The organism is Wolbachia endosymbiont (group A) of Sympetrum striolatum (assembly GCF_947250715.1).
In the GTDB taxonomy this organism is placed as follows: domain Bacteria; phylum Pseudomonadota; class Alphaproteobacteria; order Rickettsiales; family Anaplasmataceae; genus Wolbachia.
On record NZ_OX366342.1, the window covers coordinates 1,295,690 to 1,315,125 of the forward strand.

Here is a 19,436-nt window from a genome sequence, read left to right on the forward strand (position 1 = left end):
GTAAAACTAAAGCTATAAAGCCACTATACAGCAGTTTGACCTAAAGTAAAGTTTTAAGTTTACGAACGTTTAAGGAAATTTGCATCCAGATGGTGTCATGAAAGTAGCTGACACTGGTTCACTCTATAATGGTGTCATCCAAGTAGCCGACACTGGGATCCAGGTTGCTTACAAGCAAATTAGCATAGAAAGTGGTTACAACGTTTTCGATGAGATTGCAGGAACCAGTGTCAGCTACTTGGATGACACCATTCTTTTTTCTGGATCTCAGTGTCAGCTACTTTCATCTGCCACCTGCAAATTGCAATGTTCGTACAGTTATGTGTCACGCTACTTGGATGACACCGTTGAAAGAAATGAACCGCCTTTTCAAAATTGTTTTGAATAGAGGAATAACATTCACAAGTAAAATTTCATATTACCATTTTTTAATTTATGTATTATAATAAGCTTAATCTATAAGAAAAACAAAGTTGGAAAAGTTGGAAGAACTAAGCAAAAACTGGGTGATAAGAACGGGAAGATTTTTATCTTCATTGTTTTTTTTACTGTTGATTGCGCTATCAATACGTAGTTTTTTATTCGAGCCATTTCATATACCTTCTGGTTCAATGAAAAGCACCCTACTTGAAGGGGATTACATTTTTACTAGTAAATATTCATACGGTTACAGTAAACACTCATTTCCATTTTCTCCAAACATTTTTAGCGGCAGGATTTTTTATACCCCTCCAAAGCGTGGCGACATAGTAGTTTTCAAACCCACAAGAAACGACAGTATCCGATTTGTTAAGCGAGTAATAGGAACACCAGGCGACAAAGTGCAAATGATAGAGGGAGAATTATACCTAAATGATCAGAAAGTAGAGCGAAGGCAAATTGAAAATTTTTTTGATTATGAGTCAAATCGTAACATACCAAGATATATAGAAACGCTTTTAAGTGGCAAGGAGCATGAGATTTTGGTAGATAACATTTCTAATGAGATTTTGGTAGATAACATTTCTAATAAGCTATCATATAACACTACGGTTTATTATGTACCTAACGATCAATTTTTTGTTATGGGAGACAATAGAAATAATTCTTTGGATAGCAGGTTTCCTGAGGTTGGTTTTGTACCAATGGAAAATATCATTGGGCGTGTAAGTATAGTTGGTTTATCGTTTAAATTGGGGAAGGTCGATTGGTTACCATTTAATTTCAGGTTACCCGTTGCTTTGAGATTAAATAGGGTATTGCACAAGGTTGTGTAAGCTTTTTCTACCTATTTGTTAATTCACATAACTCTAAAGAAGAATTTTCTAACTCGGCGATAGTGTTGTTAATTTCATTCAAGTCATTGCCTTGTAAAGCGTTTTTTGCATTTTGTAATAGGTTTTTCAACTTTTGATCAGTGGAAAGGTTATTATTGTTTTCAACCAAGTGTATGAGTTTATTTCCATTAATTTTAGCACCTGCAAGGGAACGAGCCTTCATATCTTCATCAAAGCTGTTTATTGACTGGTTAACCATATTTTGAACATCAGCTTCACTCAAGCCAAAACTTGAATTTACTTTAACTGTCTGCTCAATTCCAGTAGTTTTTTCTCTTGCAGTAACAGTCAAGATCCCGTCAACGTTAACTGTAAATTCTATTTCAACTCTTGCAGAACCTGCAGGCATTGGCGGTATACCTTTTAGTTCAAACTGCGCTAGAGATTTGTTATCCTCGATCATTTCACGTTCTCCCTGACAAACGTGAATTTTCATTGCTGGTTGCCCATCAACATAAGTTGTAAACTCTTTTATCTCTGAAACTGGTAGTGGTGTATTTCTTGGTATGATTTTTTCAACTATGCCTCCCATAGTTTCTATGCCAAGTGATAAAGGTAAAACATCCAGGAGAATATTCCTATCTTTTGAGCTCGAAGTTAAATCATGAGCCTGCAGAGCTGCTCCCATGACAACTGCTTTATCTGGATCCACGTCATTCAGTACTTTATTTCCAAAGAGCTTGACTAGTGAATTTTGAACCAATGGTGTTCTAGTTGCACCACCAACTAAAATTGTTCCTTTTATATCATCAATTTTAAGATCTATGTCGCTTATAGTACGAGTGACTATATTGATAGTCTTATTAACTAAAGGACTTATTGCCTGTTCGAACTTCTCTCTAGTTATTTCACATTCAAATGGCTTGCCGTTAATGTTAAAGCCAAAAGTGCCTGATGCATTTTCACTTAAGTATTCTTTCGCGGTACGGATATTGCAGGTTCCAGCGTTATGTGTTGGAATGACATTAAGGTGTGTTGTCGACTCCTTGTTTAAACCTACTTTTTCTCTATACTTATCAAGTACAATTGAACTCAGAAGATGATCAAAATCATCACCGCCGAGTTTGGTATCACCACCAACCGCAAGGACTTGAAACACTCCTTGATGTAATTTCAATATTGAAATATCAAATGTTCCTCCACCAAGGTCGTAAACTGCATATATTCCGCTGCTGTTGTTCTTTTCAATGGAGTAAGAAAGTGCAGCAGCAGTTGGTTCATTAACGAGACGAAGAACTTCTATGCCAGCTAATTTTGCTGCATATTTAGTTGCGTTACGTGCTGAATCTTCAAAGTAAGCTGGCACAGTGATCACTGCTTTTTTTACTTCCATTCCTGTAGACTTTTTCACCCTCTCGCATAAAGCTTTTAATATCTCAGCAGAAATCTCAACAGGAGTAAGATACTTTTCCTCTGAGCATTTTACTCTAATAACTTTTTCACTTTCGTTATCTATTTCAAAATTGAGGCCTTCTTTATTTAATTCTTCAACACTTTCACCCATTAAACGCTTTATTGAGTAGATTGCATTTTGACCGACGTCACAGCCAGTTTTCAATGTATTATTTTCATACGAAATAACAGAAGGCAGTAGCTCTCTTCCCTGCTCATCTTTAAATATCTCCACGTTGCCAGCTTTATTTACCATAGCAATTAAAGAGTTAGTAGTGCCAAGATCTATACCAAACACTACTTCACTTGAATTTGGTTCAGAAATTTGAATTGGTTGCATTCTTTTTCACCTCCTCAAATGACTTATATAAATATTTCAATCTTAAGACTTGTGTAGCAGCTCCATCAAAATTCTTTACAGCAAAAGTGTTAATTAGGTTTTTAACGCAATCTTTTATTTTTTCATCAACCATCCTACTTGCAAATTGTAGATCATCGCAGTCCAGCAAATATTCTCTTATTTCCATTGATTCATTTAATATTTCAGAATTTGGATGATCCTTTGGGCTTTCCACACCAAAAAGATTCAACAAATGCTCGGCACGTTTTAGAGGTGACTTTAGCACCTGATAAGCTTTGTTAATATTAATTATATTTTTAGATTGTCCTTCGTTTATATCAGTCCTGCTTAGCTCAATATATTTTTTCTCTAACTCATCAAAGCTGATATTGAAAGTTGGTTCAATTTCAAACAATGTAAAATAGCTGCTAGACATGAAAACTCTCTCCACAACCACATTTTCCTTTCTCATTAGGATTTTTGAAAACAAAACCCGATGAAAATTTTTCTTCTACATAATCCATTTCAGAGCCAAGAATAAACATGACAGATTTTGGATCGATCAACACTTTAACTTTTTGGTCATCACTGCAGTTTTCCTCAATTATCGACTCTAAAGGACGAGTATCATATGCATATTCAATATCATATTTTAAACCAGAACATCCTTTTTGTTTAATTAGCACTCTTATTCCTATTGCTTCTTCCGGTTTCTCAAGGTTAGTATGCTTCTTTTGGTCCAATAAATACCTTATCCTTTCTACTGCTTTCGCAGTTATAGTAATAAGTTTTTTATCTTTCTTTATAGCGTTTACTCCTTGATATTCACTCATGCTTTAGTTCTCAATGTCCACCTTTACTTTGTTTGCTTTGATAATCATGAATAGCAGCCTTTATAGCATCTTCAGCAAGCACCGAGCAGTGTATCTTCACTGGAGGTAAAGACAACTCTTCCACTATTTGAGTATTCTTTATCTGTGTAACGTCACTGATGGTTCTTCCCTTTATCATCTCTGTTAACAAGGAACTTGAAGCAATGGCAGAACCACAACCAAAAGTTTTAAATTTTGCATCTTCAATAACACCTTTGTCATTGACCTTTATCTGCAATTTCATTACATCACCGCACGATGGTGCACCAACTAAACCAGTACCAACATTTGGATCATTTTTATCCAGAGAGCCAACATTCCTTGGATTTTCGTAATGATCTAAAATTTTCTCATTATAACTCATAAAATTACCTGTGAACCGCTATTCTACATTATAACATATTTAGGTTAAAAACTAAAGTGAAATACACTAGTTTTGTGTATATTTTACTTACAAAATATTACGAAAATGAGTATATTTACTTTACAAATTCACGTAGTGCATGTCATTCTCTATATTGTAATTAAGTTTGTAATTTAAAAGGAGTATTCTCTTGAGTTTATTTGGTAACCTTTATAAAGGCTTGTTAAAAACTTCTTCTCGCTTTAGCGACGGGGTGAAAAGTATTTTTTCTGGCAAAAAAAAATTAGATCAGTCGCTTTTAGATGAGCTAGAAGAATTGCTAATTAGCATGGATATTGGTCATAAAACTTCCAAGTTGATTATTGACAGGCTCACAAGCATCAAATTTGACAAGGAAGTTGAGTATAATATTATCTCGCAGCAGTTAATGAACGAAATAGAAGCTATATTGAGCCCAGTTGTGCAACCGTTAATTTTGAACAAAAAACCACATATAATAATGGTATGTGGAGTAAATGGTAATGGTAAAACCACAACTATAGGTAAGCTCGCATATAAATATAAGGAGATGGGAAAGTCCGTTATGCTTGTTGCATGTGATACATTTAGAGCTGCTGCTAGTGAACAATTAAACATTTGGGCAGAACGTTCTGATTGCTTGATTGTTACTGGAGAGCATGGTAGCGACTCTGCAAGTGTGGCATATAGAGCTGTGAGTCAAGCTATAAAAGATAACGTTGATGTTGTTCTAATTGACACAGCAGGCAGGCTACAAAATAATGTGAACCTTATGGAGGAGTTATCAAAAATATATAGAACGATAAAGAAATTGGATGACACTGCCCCTCATGACGTTATTTTAGTTCTTGATGCAACTACCGGCCAAAATGCTTATAGCCAATTAGAGGCATTTAGTAAGATGGTTAGTGTTACCGGGCTAATCATAACAAAGCTAGATGGCACCGCTAAGGGCGGAGTAGTAATTGGACTTGCAGAAGCTTATAAGGTAAAGTTACATGCTATAGGAATTGGTGAAAGTATAGAGGACTTAAAGGAGTTTACTAGTAAAGAGTTTGCTGAAGCGTTATTTAATTGTAATTAAAGACTTCTCTTAATTCCCTTACGTGACCAAGCTTAATTATCTCAATATCATGAGAAGAGTAATTACCATTTTTAGGCATAATTGCTTTTTTGAATCCTAACTTTTGTGCTTCTTTTAGTCTAAGATCAGCATGCGAGATATTCCTAATTTCTCCTGAAAGTGCAACTTCACCGCAGATTATTGAAGAAGTTGGCAGCGGTAAATTTACTACACTTGAAATAAGGGAAGCAGCAACAGCAAGATCAGCCGATGGTTCCTGTATTTTGAGTCCCCCTGCAATGTTTAGGTATACCTCTTTATCATGCAAAAACATTTTACAGCGAGCATTTAGCACCGCGATGATCATAGCCAATCGATTAATATCCCACCCAACTACTGCCCTTCTTGGGGTTGCCATATTAGTCCCTGCTATCAACGCTTGAACTTCCATTAAAATTGGTCTTGAACCTTCAATTCCTGCAAATACGGCGCTGCCAACTACTTCTCTGTCATGGGCCATCAGAAACAATGATGATGGATTATCAACAGGCACAAGTCCTGCTTTAGACATCTCAAAAACACCAATTTCATTTGCAGGGCCAAATCTATTTTTAATAGTACGCAAAATACGGTATTGATTGCTATTTTCACCTTCAAAATATAATACCGTATCTACCATATGCTCCAAAGTTTTAGGTCCAGCTATTTGCCCATCCTTAGTTATATGACCAACTATTAAAAGAGAAACACCATATTGTTTTGCAAGAATGGTTAATTCATGGGCACAAGTACGAACCTGAGTTACAGTTCCTGGTGCCGATGTAATTCTGCTATCATACATTGTTTGTATAGAGTCAATTACTAAAAATTTAATGCTTTTATTTTCCTTTATTGTTGCTACTACATCAGTTAAAGACACTGTAGATAAAAGCTTAATTTTAGGTTCATTTATCTTAAGACGCTTTGCTCTGAGGCTCACCTGCTCTAAAGATTCCTCGCCAGATACATAAAGACATTCAAAAGAGGAAAGTTGCACAACATTAGCTGCAATTCTAAGCAAAAGGGTAGATTTTCCAATACCAGGTTCGCCTCCAATTAGAATGCTAGCACCTTGAACGATACCCCCACCAAAAACTCTATCTAATTCTTCTACTCCTGTTAGAAAACGACTTGGAGTGATAATTTCGCTACCCGATAACGCCTTTATTAAAATTGGCGCAGATATACTTCTTTTGCCCGTTTTTACTGCTATTTCTTCAACAACTGTATCCCAATTGTCACATGCAATGCACTTTCCTACCCACCTACCAGTGCTATGACCACAGGATTGACATACATATACAGTTTTCATCAAAGCCAAAATTATTTTGTTATAATTGTAATAAAAATTAGCTGAATAGGCGAAGTAAATCTAACCACTGAGTCTCACAAACGTTTTGGTGCGAAGATAATTGTCATAAGTTGTGCCATTTAAATTCATGCACAATAATTGCACGAACGCTTCCCTCTAGGATCCAAGTAGCCCATTCTCCTGTCATTCCAGTAGCATCCTTTTTTTGTCATCCCAGTGCCCAGACTACTTGGATCCAGGAAAAAGAATGATGTCATCCCAGTGCCCCGACACTGGGATCCAGAAAAGTTTGCTTGTAAGCAAGCAAACTAGCATAGAAAGTGGTTACAACATTTTCGATGAGATTATATGGAAAACTGGATCCCAGTGTCTGGGCACTGGGATGACAGCAGTCCTACGTCATACCGCGATTCATTCGCGGTATCTCTTAACATAGATCCCGCTAACAAGCAGCGGGATGACACCTCTCTTGGGCTCTTTTAGCTACAAACGTTAAGAAATTTACCAAACGAAAAAAAAGGCAAAAGAAGCCCTAGTCATTGTCTATTTTCAGTATTTGGCGTTTTTTAAGTCTTAAACACTGCAATTTAGCTGCTTTTAATTGCAACTAACCTACGCTGCAAATGTTTAAGAAATTTACTAAGCAGAAAAAAAGGCAAAAGAAACCCCGTGTTAGCTAGTTGTCACTCTCTAATCCTGCAAATTGGCGTACTATACTGTCTTAAACGACTTATAAGCGCGTTTCAGCTTATATAGGTAAAAACCCAGAAATGTTGTGAAGACATAAGGTGCACATAGTGCAAAAAATTAAAAATAAGACGCCAACTACGTTGTTTTCTTGCTGTTTAATCTGCACAGATGAAGATAACTGAATACCTTCACTATCATGATAAGGGGGCTGGCGGAGTTTGTCAAGGAAGTTTTTCGTTTCTAACGGTTGTTGCCAAAAACTATACAAAAAGTCTAATGAGTTAACTTCCATATATCCTGAGTAGTTCTTGTGCATTAGCTTTGATTAGGATAGGGCATTTTCTGTCATTTAATAGGGAACGCAATATTTCAGTTGCACCTTTAATGTCGTTATTATGTATCTTTACTACAGCGATAGCTTCTTGGCTTGAATAAGGATACACTGCACTTGATTCTAAATTATCAATTTTATCTTTATTTATTTTTTCACCGTTGGAGTGAAGTAAGCTCATTACCTCTAAGTATTGTGCTAACTCACGCAAAACATTAGGAGCATCTTTATCATCTGCCAAATCATTATAAATAGATGCTGTGTTTGTTGGCATTGAATCTGAGATATGATTGAATGCGTGTTCAAAATTTGCTAAATACCCCCAATTTGAATCTATTTCTTCTAGCAGCGGCTTATTATCTTTTTTAAAGAATAATACTTCGTAAAACTTGTCACCCGCAGTTATAGATTGTTTTGTGTTATCAATGTTGCGCAATAAGTATAATGTGATGCCAACTAACATTGGTGCGAGTGCAAGCAGAAAGATGTATTTTTTCATGGTAATATTCCAAATAGTTATATATTTATACATTAATGCTTTTGATTTGCAAAAACATATTGACATAGTGATTATATCACATAATAATGTTCTCAAAGTTGTTTGAATAGTTGGAGATTAAAATATTTCTAAAGTAGAAATAAAGACAGCAGTATTAAGCTAAATTATTTTTTGTCGGATTTATCCGATGTACCCTCAACCTTTTATAGGTTGAAGTCTAAATTTGAGAGTTTGATCCTGGCTCAGAATGAACGCTGGCGGCAGGCCTAACACATGCAAGTCGAACGGAGTTATATTGTAGCTTGCTATGGTATAACTTAGTGGCAGACGGGTGAGTAATATATAGGAATCTACCTAGTAGTACGGAATAATTGTTGGAAACGGCAACTAATACCGTATACGCCCTACGGGGGAAAAATTTATTGCTATTAGATGAGCCTATATTAGATTAGCTAGTTGGTGGAGTAATAGCCTACCAAGGCAATGATCTATAGCTGATCTGAGAGGATGATCAGCCACACTGGAACTGAGATACGGTCCAGACTCCTACGGGAGGCAGCAGTGGGGAATATTGGACAATGGGCGAAAGCCTGATCCAGCCATGCCGCATGAGTGAAGAAGGCCTTTGGGTTGTAAAGCTCTTTTAGTGAGGAAGATAATGACGGTACTCACAGAAGAAGTCCTGGCTAACTCCGTGCCAGCAGCCGCGGTAATACGGAGAGGGCTAGCGTTATTCGGAATTATTGGGCGTAAAGGGCGCGTAGGCTGGTTAGTAAGTTAAAAGTGAAATCCCGAGGCTTAACCTTGGAACTGCTTTTAAAACTGCTAACCTAGAGATTGAAAGAGGATAGAGGAATTCCTAGTGTAGAGGTGAAATTCGTAAATATTAGGAGGAACACCAGTGGCGAAGGCGTCTATCTGGTTCAAATCTGACGCTGAGGCGCGAAGGCGTGGGGAGCAAACAGGATTAGATACCCTGGTAGTCCACGCTGTAAACGATGAATGTTAAATATGGGAAGTTTACTTTCTGTATTACAGCTAACGCGTTAAACATTCCGCCTGGGGACTACGGTCGCAAGATTAAAACTCAAAGGAATTGACGGGGACCCGCACAAGCGGTGGAGCATGTGGTTTAATTCGATGCAACGCGAAAAACCTTACCACTCCTTGACATGGAAATTATACCTATTCGAAGGGATAGGGTCGGTTCGGCCGGATTTCACACAGGTGTTGCATGGCTGTCGTCAGCTCGTGTCGTGAGATGTTGGGTTAAGTCCCGCAACGAGCGCAACCCTCATCCTTAGTTACCATCAGGTAATGCTGGGGACTTTAAGGAAACTGCCAGTGATAAACTGGAGGAAGGTGGGGATGATGTCAAGTCATCATGGCCCTTATGGAGTGGGCTACACACGTGCTACAATGGTGGCTACAATGGGCTGCAAAGTCGCGAGGCTAAGCTAATCCCTTAAAAGCCATCTCAGTTCGGATTGTACTCTGCAACTCGAGTACATGAAGTTGGAATCGCTAGTAATCGTGGATCAGCATGCCACGGTGAATACGTTCTCGGGTCTTGTACACACTGCCCGTCACGCCATGGGAATTGGTTTCACTCGAAGCTAACCACCTAACCGCAAGGAGGGAGTTATTTAAAGTGGGATCGGTGACTGGGGTGAAGTCGTAACAAGGTAGCAGTAGGGGAATCTGCAGCTGGATTACCTCCTTGGGCTTTGCGCATAACTTACCATTTTTAATGATGGTGTTGTTATGTGCTATACTGCTGTCTTTACTTCTACTTTATTTTAATTTCCAAATAACGAAATTTTATGAGTAATAGGCCTCTTTCTCCACATTTACAAATATATAAAGTACAAGTTACTAGTTTTTTCTCTATTATGCACAGATTGACTGGTATCTTGCTATTCCTTTTATTAATGATACTTTCTTGGTATTTCATATTACATGTTTACTTTCCTGAGTTACTTATAGTAAGGTACTTAAATGCATTATTATTCACTCCTGTTGCTAAATTAGCTTATGTCTTATGTTTTGTAAGTTTTGTATATCATTTTCTTAATGGTATTCGTCATTTATTGTGGGATGTTGGGCTTAATTTAGAAATTACTGGCGTTTCAAGGAGTGCCATACTGCTGACAGTAACGCTACTTCTTTCTACTATTGCTTTTTTATTTATGTTTATATGAGTCAATCTGGAAATTCAGTACATCATTGGTGGGTCCAGCGTGTTTCTGCAGTAATTTTACTGCTCCTGTTTCCTTGGTTTATCTATTCATTTTCTTGCGCATTTTATACTGATAGCTCTTTGTCTTTTAGTGAAAAATTTATTAATCACCCTCTAGAGCTTTTATTTTTTGTTGTATTGTTGTTTTGCATTTTTTGGCACGCAGTTCTTGGAATGCAGGTAGTGTGTGAAGATTATATACACAGCGTATCTCTAAGGATTTTCACAATTACATGCATAAAGTACTTATCAAGCATTACTTATATAACCCTCGCTTTTACAATCTTTGTCTTCTACAGGCATATTTTCTTGTAAAATTGCCAATTCTGTGTTAATATATTATTAGTGTACTAGTTTTATCATTGAACTATAGCGATTTTGGTTTAGCAATATGTTAGAGACATTGAAAAAGTGGGGAATAGACCTTACGCTAAAGGTGAAGGATCTATTTAGTTCATCTGAGTCTCAAGTTTATGTCAAAGACCTTAGAAAGGTAATGATATATGAGGATGGACGAAAGTGTCAATATCCAAAAAATTATGATCAGATTGTAGATTCTGGGAGAGTTGTAAAAAAAAATGACAAGCTTGTAAAAAATAAAGACGGAAATCCAGAGTACCAGCTTATATATAATGAATACGAATTTGATCTAGCCTTGGTTAAGGAAATTGATAAAAAATCTTACTTTACTATTGACTTTTTAGTTAGTAAAGGTAGGCGTGAGGTTAATGATTATAGTAAATTTTATAAGCCATTTAAGTTTTCAAAAATAGATCTTGAAAAACACTTGCCGGTCTTTGAGGTTGATACTAAGTTACTTAGATTAACTAATTCTTCTTTTCTTGCTAAAAAAGGTTGCTTCATCAATGATGACACGGGAGAAGTTGATGAGAAAGATAGAGATGAAAAAGGAAGAAATGGAAAATTACTATACACTAGTGATTACAAGAAGCTAAGCACCCATTTTTCAGAAATTAGAGATCAGAATAATAACTTGGAGCTAGATAAAAGTCTTATATCTGTTCCTATTATTTTCGTTGCAAGCTTGGCTAAAGTTTGTACTAAATTGTTGACTTCTCTTCCTATAAAGTTAGGGGAGTATTTAATAAGCGAACAAAACCCAATTGCAAAGTCTTGTGGCTATCTTTTGTTCACCCCTGCAATGGCAGTAAAAAATTTAGTGAATATGGGAGCTACCATACTTAAGGCTCCAATTTTATTATTTGTAGCAGATAAGAAGAAGTATGGTGATGCTTACTTCACTATGTGGAAACACCAATTGAAAGGATGTTGGGAAGAAGCAAAAAGTGACTTTAATGTTATTAAAGGTGGAGAAAGGCTAAAGCCAGGGCAAAAGGATCATAAGCCACTTAGTATAGTGGGCACATGGGATGAGCTTAATGCTAGAAGGCCAGGTATTGAAAAAGACTTAGAGAAGCCGTCAAATAAAAGTAGTGAAAGTATAGATAAATCTAGAGAACCAGATATTGGAAAAAGCTTAAAGAAGGAGAAGTTGCAAAACAAAAGTAATGAGAAAATAGCTGCGTCTAAAAAAGCAGATGTTGAAAAAGTGAGTGATACTCCTCATGTTAATGAAGTACTAAGCAGACGGAGTTCATTGCAAGACGAAAAATTTCAATTACCTCCTCGCTAACCGGCCACTACTTTAAATTAACATTTACTTTCTTTATTAACTATTCCACAACAAAAACTTGCATGCATTTTACTATTAGCATAAGATGTTAATTATTTAATTAATTTTCTTAACTATATGCGCCCTGTAATACTATGTGGTGGTAGTGGCAGCAGACTTTGGCCTTTATCGAAGCCAAAGCAATTTCAAAAAATATTTAGCCATAACACTATGTTTCAGAACACTTTATTGAGGCTAAAAAGTGGTTATATGCCACCCATAATTGCCACAAATATACAGTACGAGTCGTTAGTGAAGAAGGAGTTGCATGCGCTGCGAGAATATAAAGTGATTTTCGAACCAGTGAAAATTGGAACAGCAGCAGCGATATTAATTGCTGCGCTTCTCTGCAATGAAAACGAGATAATGTTAATTCTGCCTTCAGACCATTTTATAGGTGATTTGAATAATTTTTATGCTTCTGCTCACAAAGCATCTCAGCTAGCTTCTGAAACTAACTCTATAGTTACGTTTGGAGTTAAGCCTCATGAATTCAATTCTGAATACGGCTATATAAATGCAGTTTATGATCATAAGGAAAAGTATCATATAGTAAAGTATTTCATAGAGAAACCTGAGCATGTATTAAGTAATGATTATTATTGGAATTCTGGAATATTTGTGTTCAAAGCAAAACGCTATATAGATGAGATCAAAAAATCTGCCCCGACTCTTTATAATTTATGTTTTGCAAGTGTGAAACATTTCACACCGCAAGAGAGATTTCTGTATTTAAAACAACGAGATTTTGCAGGAATTGAAGGCGTCTCTATTGATTACTTGGTAATGGAAAAAGCAAAAAACGTTGCAATGATAGAAGCTAATTTCGATTGGCTGGATGTTGGAACTTGGAATTCAGTTTTAGAATTGAGTGAGAAGTTTACGTCGTCATTCCGACATGTAACAAAAAAAAGAGAGCCAGTTTCAACGACAGAAAGTAATAAAAATTTATTGGGTGGAGCTTATAAGCAACCAAACAAAAGCCTAATATCGTTTATTAATAAGGTTAAGAAAGCAAAAGCGATAAGAAGAGAAATCAAGCCATGGGGATTTTGTAGTATAATTTTAATAGGCGAAAATTTTCTTATAAAATATCTTTTTATAAATCCATTAAGCTGCACTTCTAAGCAATTCCATCACTATAGAGATGAATACCATATAGTACTATCGGGAGTTGGGTATGTTAGTTTAGGCGACAAAGAATATGCTATAGTAAAAGACCATATGATAGAAATCCCAAGGGAAGTTTCCCATAGGATTGAAAATAGAAGCACAAGCTCTCCACTTGAAATAGTTGAATTTCAGATAGGAGAGCATTTATCTGATAATGATATAGTGAGGTTGGATGATGTATATGGAAGATTTTGAAATTCTAATGTTAAAGATACTCTATAAGTCTGCTAAATTTAAAGGAGTAAAAATATCTAGTTTTCAAATAAAGAAAAGTCTACAATTATACGAAGTTTCAAGAATATAATGTTTAACCTCAAAATATTTTGTAATGTCCATTGCCTTTGAAATTACTATGGCTGCTTGCTATTTGCGAGCGAAAAATGCCAGATTTTGCTCTATAACGACTTTGTTCTCTATTATCGGCATTGCCCTTGGAGTTGCAACACTAATAGTGGTGATGTCTGTGATGAACGGATTCAGAGCAAAGTTGCTTGACTCAATACTTGGCATTGATGGCCATATTAATGTTTATTTTGATAGGAACATAAATTCAGATTACTGCACAGTTTCGAAATCGATTGAGAAAATTCCTGGTATATTAAAAGCTACTCCTATGACCAATGATCAAGTTATTATTGTAGCAAATGGTAAAATTGCAGGTAGCGTAGTGCGAGGTGTGTCAACTAAAGATTTGCTTGATAGTACTACCATTACAAATAATGTAATTATAGGTGATGTAAAAAAATTTGATGAAGGGATAATAATAGGAGCACGATTGGCAGAAGCTTTGAACGTTGACTATGGCGACAAAATTACGTTTATATCATCTGAAGAATTTGATGCATTACTTGGTGAAATGCCGCGAATGAAAAAATATAAAGTTATAGCAATATTTGATATGGGTATGTTTGAGTATGATAATACCTTGATATATATGCCTCTAAAATCAGCACAAGCCTTTTTTAATTATGAAAATAGCATAAAAAATATAGAAGTACTTGTAGACGACGTTACTAGAGCTGGTAAGCTTGCAGATGCTATAGAAAAAGAAATAGGAATGAAAGCTGAAAGTTGGCAATCACAGCAAAGCCATTATTTTAGTGCTTTAAAAACTGAAAGAAATGTGATGTTTTTAATTCTTACTTTGATTATAGTTGTAGCAGCGTTTAATATTATCTCAAATTTAATGATGATAGTGCAAGAAAAGAAATCCGCGATTGCAATTATGCGTACATTTGGTGCAACAAGTGGAAGCATTATGCGCATATTTTGCGCTTGTGGTCTATTAATCGGTTTTACGGGAACTTGTCTTGGCTGTATTATAGGTGTCGTTTTTTCTCTCAATATCGAAAGTATTAGAGTGTTTTTAGAAAACATTACTAACGTCAAGCTGTTTGATCCTATGATATACTTTTTTTCAAGTTTACCGGTGATATTAGTCCCCCAAGATGTAGTAAGTATTTCTGCACTTGCGTTACTCTTATCATTTTTAGCGACAATTGCTCCTGCATTGCAGGCAGCTGAACAAGATCCTGCGGAGATACTACGTTATGAATGATACTCAGCAAAAGTACATAGGTTGGTTCTTAATTGTATTGTTATTTACCGGTTACATCACAATAAATAACATAATCTTTTTTAAAATAAGTCAGCAAGAAAGCGAAGACAATATAAATGTTTTAACAGAAAAAATAGATGAATTCAGAATGTCACTTGAAGTTAATCAATCCAGGGTAGAAAAAAAGATATTTGACTTAAAGAGAGGTCTGCACACTCAATGTGAGCAAGGTGATGGTAGCTCAAGGTATAAGAACCTCGCAAGATTGCTGCTACTTGTAGTTAAAATGAAGAATTCGTTATTGCGAGAAGCAAAATTTGATAATCATATAAATTCAATAAAGCCTTTGATATCAGAGCTTGATGATCCAGAGATAGAAAATGCAGTAAATGAATTGGAAAGTTTGAAAGAGGTAGATACTTTACGTGAGTTGAAGTTATCTTTTGAGAAGACCATTGCTGTTATTAACTACAATAAAAGTACATTGTCTAAAAAAATCATTTCAAACTGGATTAGAATACAAGATAAAAATGACCCATTAAGGGCAAAATTCGCAGAAATTGAGGAGTCAATAAACGATAATGATTGGCAAAATATAACTGTTACAGTAAGCAATTTAACGCATTCAGAATTCAAGCCATGGCTGAATAAATTGAATGGTTTTATTGTAGCTTCTAAGAATATTTCAACAATATATCATCACTTATTACAATATATCTCATGATTTATTTTATAATTTTCGCTCTTTCGTTTTTATTTGGCATATGGGTCAAGGTAAGTGGTGAAGTAATAAAATTGGAATTAGGCAATTACACTATAAGTATTGATCTATATTTCATTATTTTTACTTGTGTAGTTTTATTATTTTTATTAATTACACTTGTACGCTTTTTTTCCTCCATTTTATCAACATTTGCCGACATAAGAAATAGAAGAAGGGATAGGGAAGAATTGCTTCTCTTTGAAGCTTTTTTTAGCATAGACTTAGACAATATAGAGAATGCTGAAAAGCTAGTTAAAAGTCTAAATGAGAAGAGTGATAAGTTATCTTTAATAAAGCTCTTTAACTCAGGTAAGACGGGAAATTACAGCTTTTTCAGTAACGGTTTAACAAACGTTGCAAATAAAAATCGTAACTTAGCTCTACTTCTGGCCAATAAGCTGATTGTTCACCTCAAACAAGAAAAAGTAGTCTTTCAAAAATTTATAGAATATTGCTCTAGTTCAATTAATGATAAAATGCTATCTATTCCATTTCAAATAGAGCATTGCATATTGAAAGAAGATTGGATTAATGCAATTTTGAAGTTGAGGGAAGCAGTTAAGTTCAATATTTTTCTTCCCTTTGACCATAAAGAAATGTTTGCAGTTTTTTATTGTGCTTTGGCAAAACAATATGAAAGTAAAGGGGATTTTAAAGGGGCTATAAAGTCTTTACTCAGAGCACAAAGTTATTATGCAACTTTTCGGCCCATTAATTATTTAAAGGCAGAATTATATATTAAACTTGGAAAAATCAGAAAAGCTTCTGCAGTGCTAGAGGCAGAATATGCAGTAAATCCTACTCCTCAGTCAGCTAAAATGTACATCAATTTAAATAGTAAAGGTGCTGAAAGACTATACAACTTACGCCCTGATTATTATTTTAGTTACTGTTTACTTGCTTTGTCCTCAATGAGTTCAGGTAAATATGATCTTGCAAGTCAATATTTAGACACTGCTATGAAAAAGGCTAATTACATGTCAATCTACTTTATTGTAATACAACTTAAGGTTACATTGCAAGAACACGACAAGGTAATTTATTGGCTAAACAAGATGGGCTCAGAAGCTTTGCCTGATCCGGGCTGGAAGTGTAAAAATTGTAACAGAGAACTAAAGCAATGGGATCATAAATGTTCAAATTGCAATAGTTTTAATTGCGTTTATTATATATTATAAGGTTCCACAAAGTGTGATGATAATAATATATGGGAAATTACCATCAAAGACCTCTATTGAACAATTTTTGGAGTAGATCTCTTAATATAACCCTTATTTCAAAATAATAAACCTGCAAGTTTTTTAGTTAGACTTGGTTCTAATGTCAAAAAAACTTGCTTTTAGACACTAACAATTATATATTTTAATAAATCAGGGTTGTATACAAAATGAAGAGCTTAAAGGAATTATCCTTAAGAATTAAGAATATTAGGTCTGTACAGAAAACCACGAAAATAATGCAAATGGTTTCTGCAGCAAAGTTATTACAAAGCCAAAAGAAATTATCAAATTCAAAATTATATATATCTAAGCTGCATAGCATTATTTCTTCATTAATGCTATCAGTTGATCAAAAATTACTGGCAAAAATTCTAAATATCAGTAATGACGGTTCTTACCTAGTATTCATTGTTGCGTCTGATCGTGGCTTGTGCGGCAACTTTAACTCTTCTATTGTCAAATTTAGTCAAGAGCGTGTAAATAAGTCAATCGCAAATGGCAAAAAAGTAGATATTGTATTTCTTGGTAAAAAAGCTTTTGATGTAGGTAAAAATAGGTTTGACTCTAAAAGTATCTTAAAAATTGAAAATAGTAAGGGGATCACGTTAAAGCACGTAGAAGCTTTGGTTGGTGGTATAGATCTAAGTAAATACGATAAAGTTAAAGTTTTTTATAGTAAATTCTATAATACCTTCACGCAAAAACCAATGTTGGAAACAATAAAACCATGGAGTAAAGACTCATCCTTGATTGATAACTCTCTGGCTGGTCCAACAACAGATTACGGCTATGAGTATGAACCACAAAATATTGAATTTATTTTAAAATCTTTGATTCAGGATTACGTTGTAATTGCTCTTTACTCTGCTTTACTTGAAAGTGCAACAAGTGAGAATAGTGCTAGAATGGTTGCTATGGAATCAGCAAACAGAAACACTAAAGAGATGCTGAACAAACTAGCATTGCTTTATAATCGTTCTCGTCAAGCAGCAATTACAACTGATTTAATTGAAGTTATAGGTGGTGCAGAGTCTTTATAAAAATCTAAGGAATAGAAAATGAATATATTAAATATTGCAGCAGATATCACTAAATTAATAAAAAAGCAGAATCAAGATGCGGAAGTTACAATATATGAAACTAATAAGACTTCAGTTTCTCAGCGTCTATCAAAAATTGAGCAAATATCACAATCTAAAAATTGCACTGTAGGAATCAGAGCTATAGCAGGTAAAAACAAAGCTGCGTATATTTCTACAAACGATTTGAATAATCTTAGTGATACGGTAAGCCAAGTGGTAGAAATGGCAAAGAATGCGCCAGAAGATCCTTGCATTAATTTTGCTGTAAATGGTAGTAATTATATCTCTTCTGCAGATTTAAGTATCTCAGATAATAATGTTGTAACCGTTGATAACCTAAAAGAAATTGCTGAAGCTGCAGAAAATTCAGCCCTTGCACATAAGAGTATCACTAATTCTGAAGGAGCCTCTTCTTCATACGCTTTAGTGAATACAGTATTATCGACTGTTTCTGGTTTTATTGGCTCGTTTAGTAAATCAACCTTTGCTAATCAGGTCTCTGTTGTTGCTGGAAGAGAAAGTGAAATGAAGGTTGGTTACGATTATGATATAGCATGTAATTTTAGTGATTTAAAGTTGCCAGAGTTAATGGGAAAAGAAGCAGCAAAAAGAGCAGTTGATCAATTGAATTCACGTACAATTAAAACTGGTAAATTTCCAGTTATTTTTGAAAAAAGAGCAGCAAAAGGGCTAGTAAAAAGTTTTGCTTCTGCTATAAATGGGAGCAGTATTATAAGCAACAGTTCTTTCTTGAGGGGTAGTTTAAACGCTCAGATTTTCAACGATAGAATTAATATTGTCGATGATCCATTGTTGCCAAGAGGCATAGCATCGAGACCATTTGATGGAGAAGGGATAACTAGCAAGAAAAATATATTTGTAAAAAACGGAATATTACAAAATTGGATTTTAGACTTATACTCGGCTAGAAAATTAGACTCAGAAACAACCGGAAGTGCAACTCGTGCAAGTAATGCTGCAGTTATTCCTGCAGCTAGTAACCTCTACATTGAGAATGGTAATGTATCGTTTGAAGAATTAATTCAGGAAGTGAAAGAGGGAATATATGTAACTGATTTATTTGGTTTTGGTGTTAATTTAATCAATGGCGATTACAGCCAAGGCGCTTCCGGATTTTTTATAGAAAATGGAAAAATAACGTATCCAATACATGAGATTACCATTGCTAGCAATTTAAAGGATATGTTTAGCAATTTAGTCGTTGCAGATGATCTAACTTTTTGTGGGCAATTTAATTCACCAACGATTAAAGTTAGCGAAATGACGGTTGCAGGTTCGCTTAACGATTAAAAAATTTATTTGCATTAAGTACAACAATTGTGTATTATTGTCATGTAATGTTAAGAATAGACTATGGAGTATAAAGGTTTAGTTTCAATAGCTAAGCTTAAAGCATTCTCAATCGTAATTTCAAAGTTTTTCATCACATTAGTAATGTTAATTAATAATTT

Annotated in this window: 19 protein-coding genes and 1 rRNA gene; 14 read left to right on the forward strand and 6 right to left on the reverse strand. The window is 35.0% G+C overall.

Annotated elements, in window-relative coordinates; all coding sequences use genetic code 11:
• Positions 1 to 79: 79 nt before the first annotated feature.
• A complete protein-coding gene (locus OOK87_RS06315; RefSeq protein ID WP_264688372.1) occupies positions 80 to 388 on the forward strand; it encodes a hypothetical protein in 309 nt (102 codons plus the stop codon).
• A 94-nt stretch (positions 389 to 482) separates the two neighbouring features.
• The gene (lepB, locus tag OOK87_RS06320; protein ID WP_264688503.1) at positions 483 to 1,256 is read left to right on the forward strand and encodes a signal peptidase I; all 774 of its coding nucleotides are present in this window, start codon (positions 483 to 485) and stop codon (positions 1,254 to 1,256) included.
• Between the two features lie 7 nt (positions 1,257 to 1,263).
• On the opposite strand, the gene hscA is transcribed toward lepB, so the two are convergent.
• From hscA to iscU, 4 genes are read right to left on the reverse strand one after another with little or no spacing between them, the layout of a single operon-like run.
• The gene (hscA, locus tag OOK87_RS06325) at positions 1,264 to 3,048 is read right to left on the reverse strand and encodes a Fe-S protein assembly chaperone HscA (protein WP_264688373.1); all 1,785 of its coding nucleotides are present in this window, start codon (positions 3,046 to 3,048) and stop codon (positions 1,264 to 1,266) included.
• Positions 3,026 to 3,484, reverse strand: a complete 459-nt coding sequence (locus OOK87_RS06330) for an iron-sulfur cluster co-chaperone HscB C-terminal domain-containing protein (RefSeq protein ID WP_253309542.1) — start codon at positions 3,482 to 3,484, stop codon at positions 3,026 to 3,028. Before OOK87_RS06330 ends, hscA begins: the two co-directional genes overlap by 23 nt.
• Positions 3,477 to 3,881: a HesB/IscA family protein gene (locus OOK87_RS06335; protein ID WP_264328899.1), complete on the reverse strand. Its 405-nt coding sequence runs from the start codon at positions 3,879 to 3,881 to the stop codon at positions 3,477 to 3,479. Before OOK87_RS06335 ends, OOK87_RS06330 begins: the two co-directional genes overlap by 8 nt.
• A 10-nt stretch (positions 3,882 to 3,891) precedes the next feature.
• Entirely contained in the window at positions 3,892 to 4,284 is a 393-nt protein-coding gene (gene iscU / locus OOK87_RS06340; RefSeq protein ID WP_114516867.1) for a Fe-S cluster assembly scaffold IscU, read from the reverse strand.
• A 190-nt stretch (positions 4,285 to 4,474) separates the two neighbouring features.
• Here iscU and ftsY point away from each other — a divergent pair, with 190 nt between their 5' ends.
• On the forward strand, positions 4,475 to 5,386 hold the full coding sequence (gene ftsY, locus OOK87_RS06345) for a signal recognition particle-docking protein FtsY (protein WP_253309540.1): 912 nt from the start codon (positions 4,475 to 4,477) through the stop codon (positions 5,384 to 5,386).
• On the opposite strand, the gene radA is transcribed toward ftsY, so the two are convergent.
• Positions 5,373 to 6,716, reverse strand: coding sequence for a DNA repair protein RadA (radA, locus tag OOK87_RS06350; RefSeq protein ID WP_264688375.1), 1,344 nt, complete (start codon positions 6,714 to 6,716; stop codon positions 5,373 to 5,375). The two genes, ftsY and radA, sit on opposite strands and share 14 nt — an antisense overlap.
• Positions 6,717 to 6,921: 205 nt before the next feature.
• On the opposite strand from radA, the gene OOK87_RS06355 reads away from it, so the two are divergent.
• A complete protein-coding gene (locus OOK87_RS06355) occupies positions 6,922 to 7,152 on the forward strand; it encodes a hypothetical protein (protein ID WP_264688376.1) in 231 nt (76 codons plus the stop codon).
• Between the two features lie 535 nt (positions 7,153 to 7,687).
• Here OOK87_RS06355 and OOK87_RS06360 read toward each other — a convergent pair.
• Complete coding sequence (locus tag OOK87_RS06360) at positions 7,688 to 8,302, reverse strand: hypothetical protein (protein WP_253309859.1); 615 nt, start codon at positions 8,300 to 8,302, stop codon at positions 7,688 to 7,690.
• A 153-nt stretch (positions 8,303 to 8,455) separates the two neighbouring features.
• On the opposite strand from OOK87_RS06360, the gene OOK87_RS06365 reads away from it, so the two are divergent.
• The 10 genes from OOK87_RS06365 to OOK87_RS06410 all read left to right on the forward strand — a co-directional run bounded on the left by OOK87_RS06365 (position 8,456) and on the right by OOK87_RS06410 (position 19,275).
• A 16S ribosomal RNA gene (locus OOK87_RS06365) occupies positions 8,456 to 9,959 on the forward strand.
• 100 nt (positions 9,960 to 10,059) lie between these two features.
• Positions 10,060 to 10,437 (forward strand): succinate dehydrogenase, cytochrome b556 subunit, encoded by a 378-nt coding sequence (sdhC, locus tag OOK87_RS06370; protein ID WP_264688377.1) that lies wholly within the window; start codon positions 10,060 to 10,062, stop codon positions 10,435 to 10,437.
• The gene (gene sdhD / locus OOK87_RS06375) at positions 10,434 to 10,790 is read left to right on the forward strand and encodes a succinate dehydrogenase, hydrophobic membrane anchor protein (protein ID WP_253309857.1); all 357 of its coding nucleotides are present in this window, start codon (positions 10,434 to 10,436) and stop codon (positions 10,788 to 10,790) included. The genes sdhC and sdhD overlap by 4 nt, the downstream gene beginning before the upstream one ends.
• 76 nt (positions 10,791 to 10,866) lie before the next feature.
• Positions 10,867 to 12,129 carry a hypothetical protein gene (locus OOK87_RS06380; RefSeq protein ID WP_264688378.1) on the forward strand — a complete coding sequence of 421 codons (1,263 nt, stop codon included), beginning with the start codon at positions 10,867 to 10,869 and terminating at the stop codon, positions 12,127 to 12,129.
• A 117-nt stretch (positions 12,130 to 12,246) separates the two neighbouring features.
• On the forward strand, positions 12,247 to 13,536 hold the full coding sequence (locus OOK87_RS06385; protein ID WP_264688379.1) for a sugar phosphate nucleotidyltransferase: 1,290 nt from the start codon (positions 12,247 to 12,249) through the stop codon (positions 13,534 to 13,536).
• 133 nt (positions 13,537 to 13,669) lie between these two features.
• On the forward strand, positions 13,670 to 14,899 hold the full coding sequence (locus tag OOK87_RS06390; RefSeq protein ID WP_264688380.1) for a lipoprotein-releasing ABC transporter permease subunit: 1,230 nt from the start codon (positions 13,670 to 13,672) through the stop codon (positions 14,897 to 14,899).
• A complete protein-coding gene (locus OOK87_RS06395) occupies positions 14,892 to 15,623 on the forward strand; it encodes a hypothetical protein (RefSeq protein ID WP_253309852.1) in 732 nt (243 codons plus the stop codon). Before OOK87_RS06390 ends, OOK87_RS06395 begins: the two co-directional genes overlap by 8 nt.
• Entirely contained in the window at positions 15,620 to 16,840 is a 1,221-nt protein-coding gene (locus OOK87_RS06400) for a heme biosynthesis protein HemY (RefSeq protein ID WP_264688381.1), read from the forward strand. Before OOK87_RS06395 ends, OOK87_RS06400 begins: the two co-directional genes overlap by 4 nt.
• Positions 16,841 to 17,049: 209 nt before the next feature.
• Entirely contained in the window at positions 17,050 to 17,922 is an 873-nt protein-coding gene (gene atpG, locus OOK87_RS06405) for an ATP synthase F1 subunit gamma (protein WP_264688382.1), read from the forward strand.
• A gap of 18 nt (positions 17,923 to 17,940) precedes the next feature.
• Entirely contained in the window at positions 17,941 to 19,275 is a 1,335-nt protein-coding gene (locus OOK87_RS06410) for a TldD/PmbA family protein (protein WP_253309849.1), read from the forward strand.
• Positions 19,276 to 19,436 lie beyond the last annotated feature (161 nt).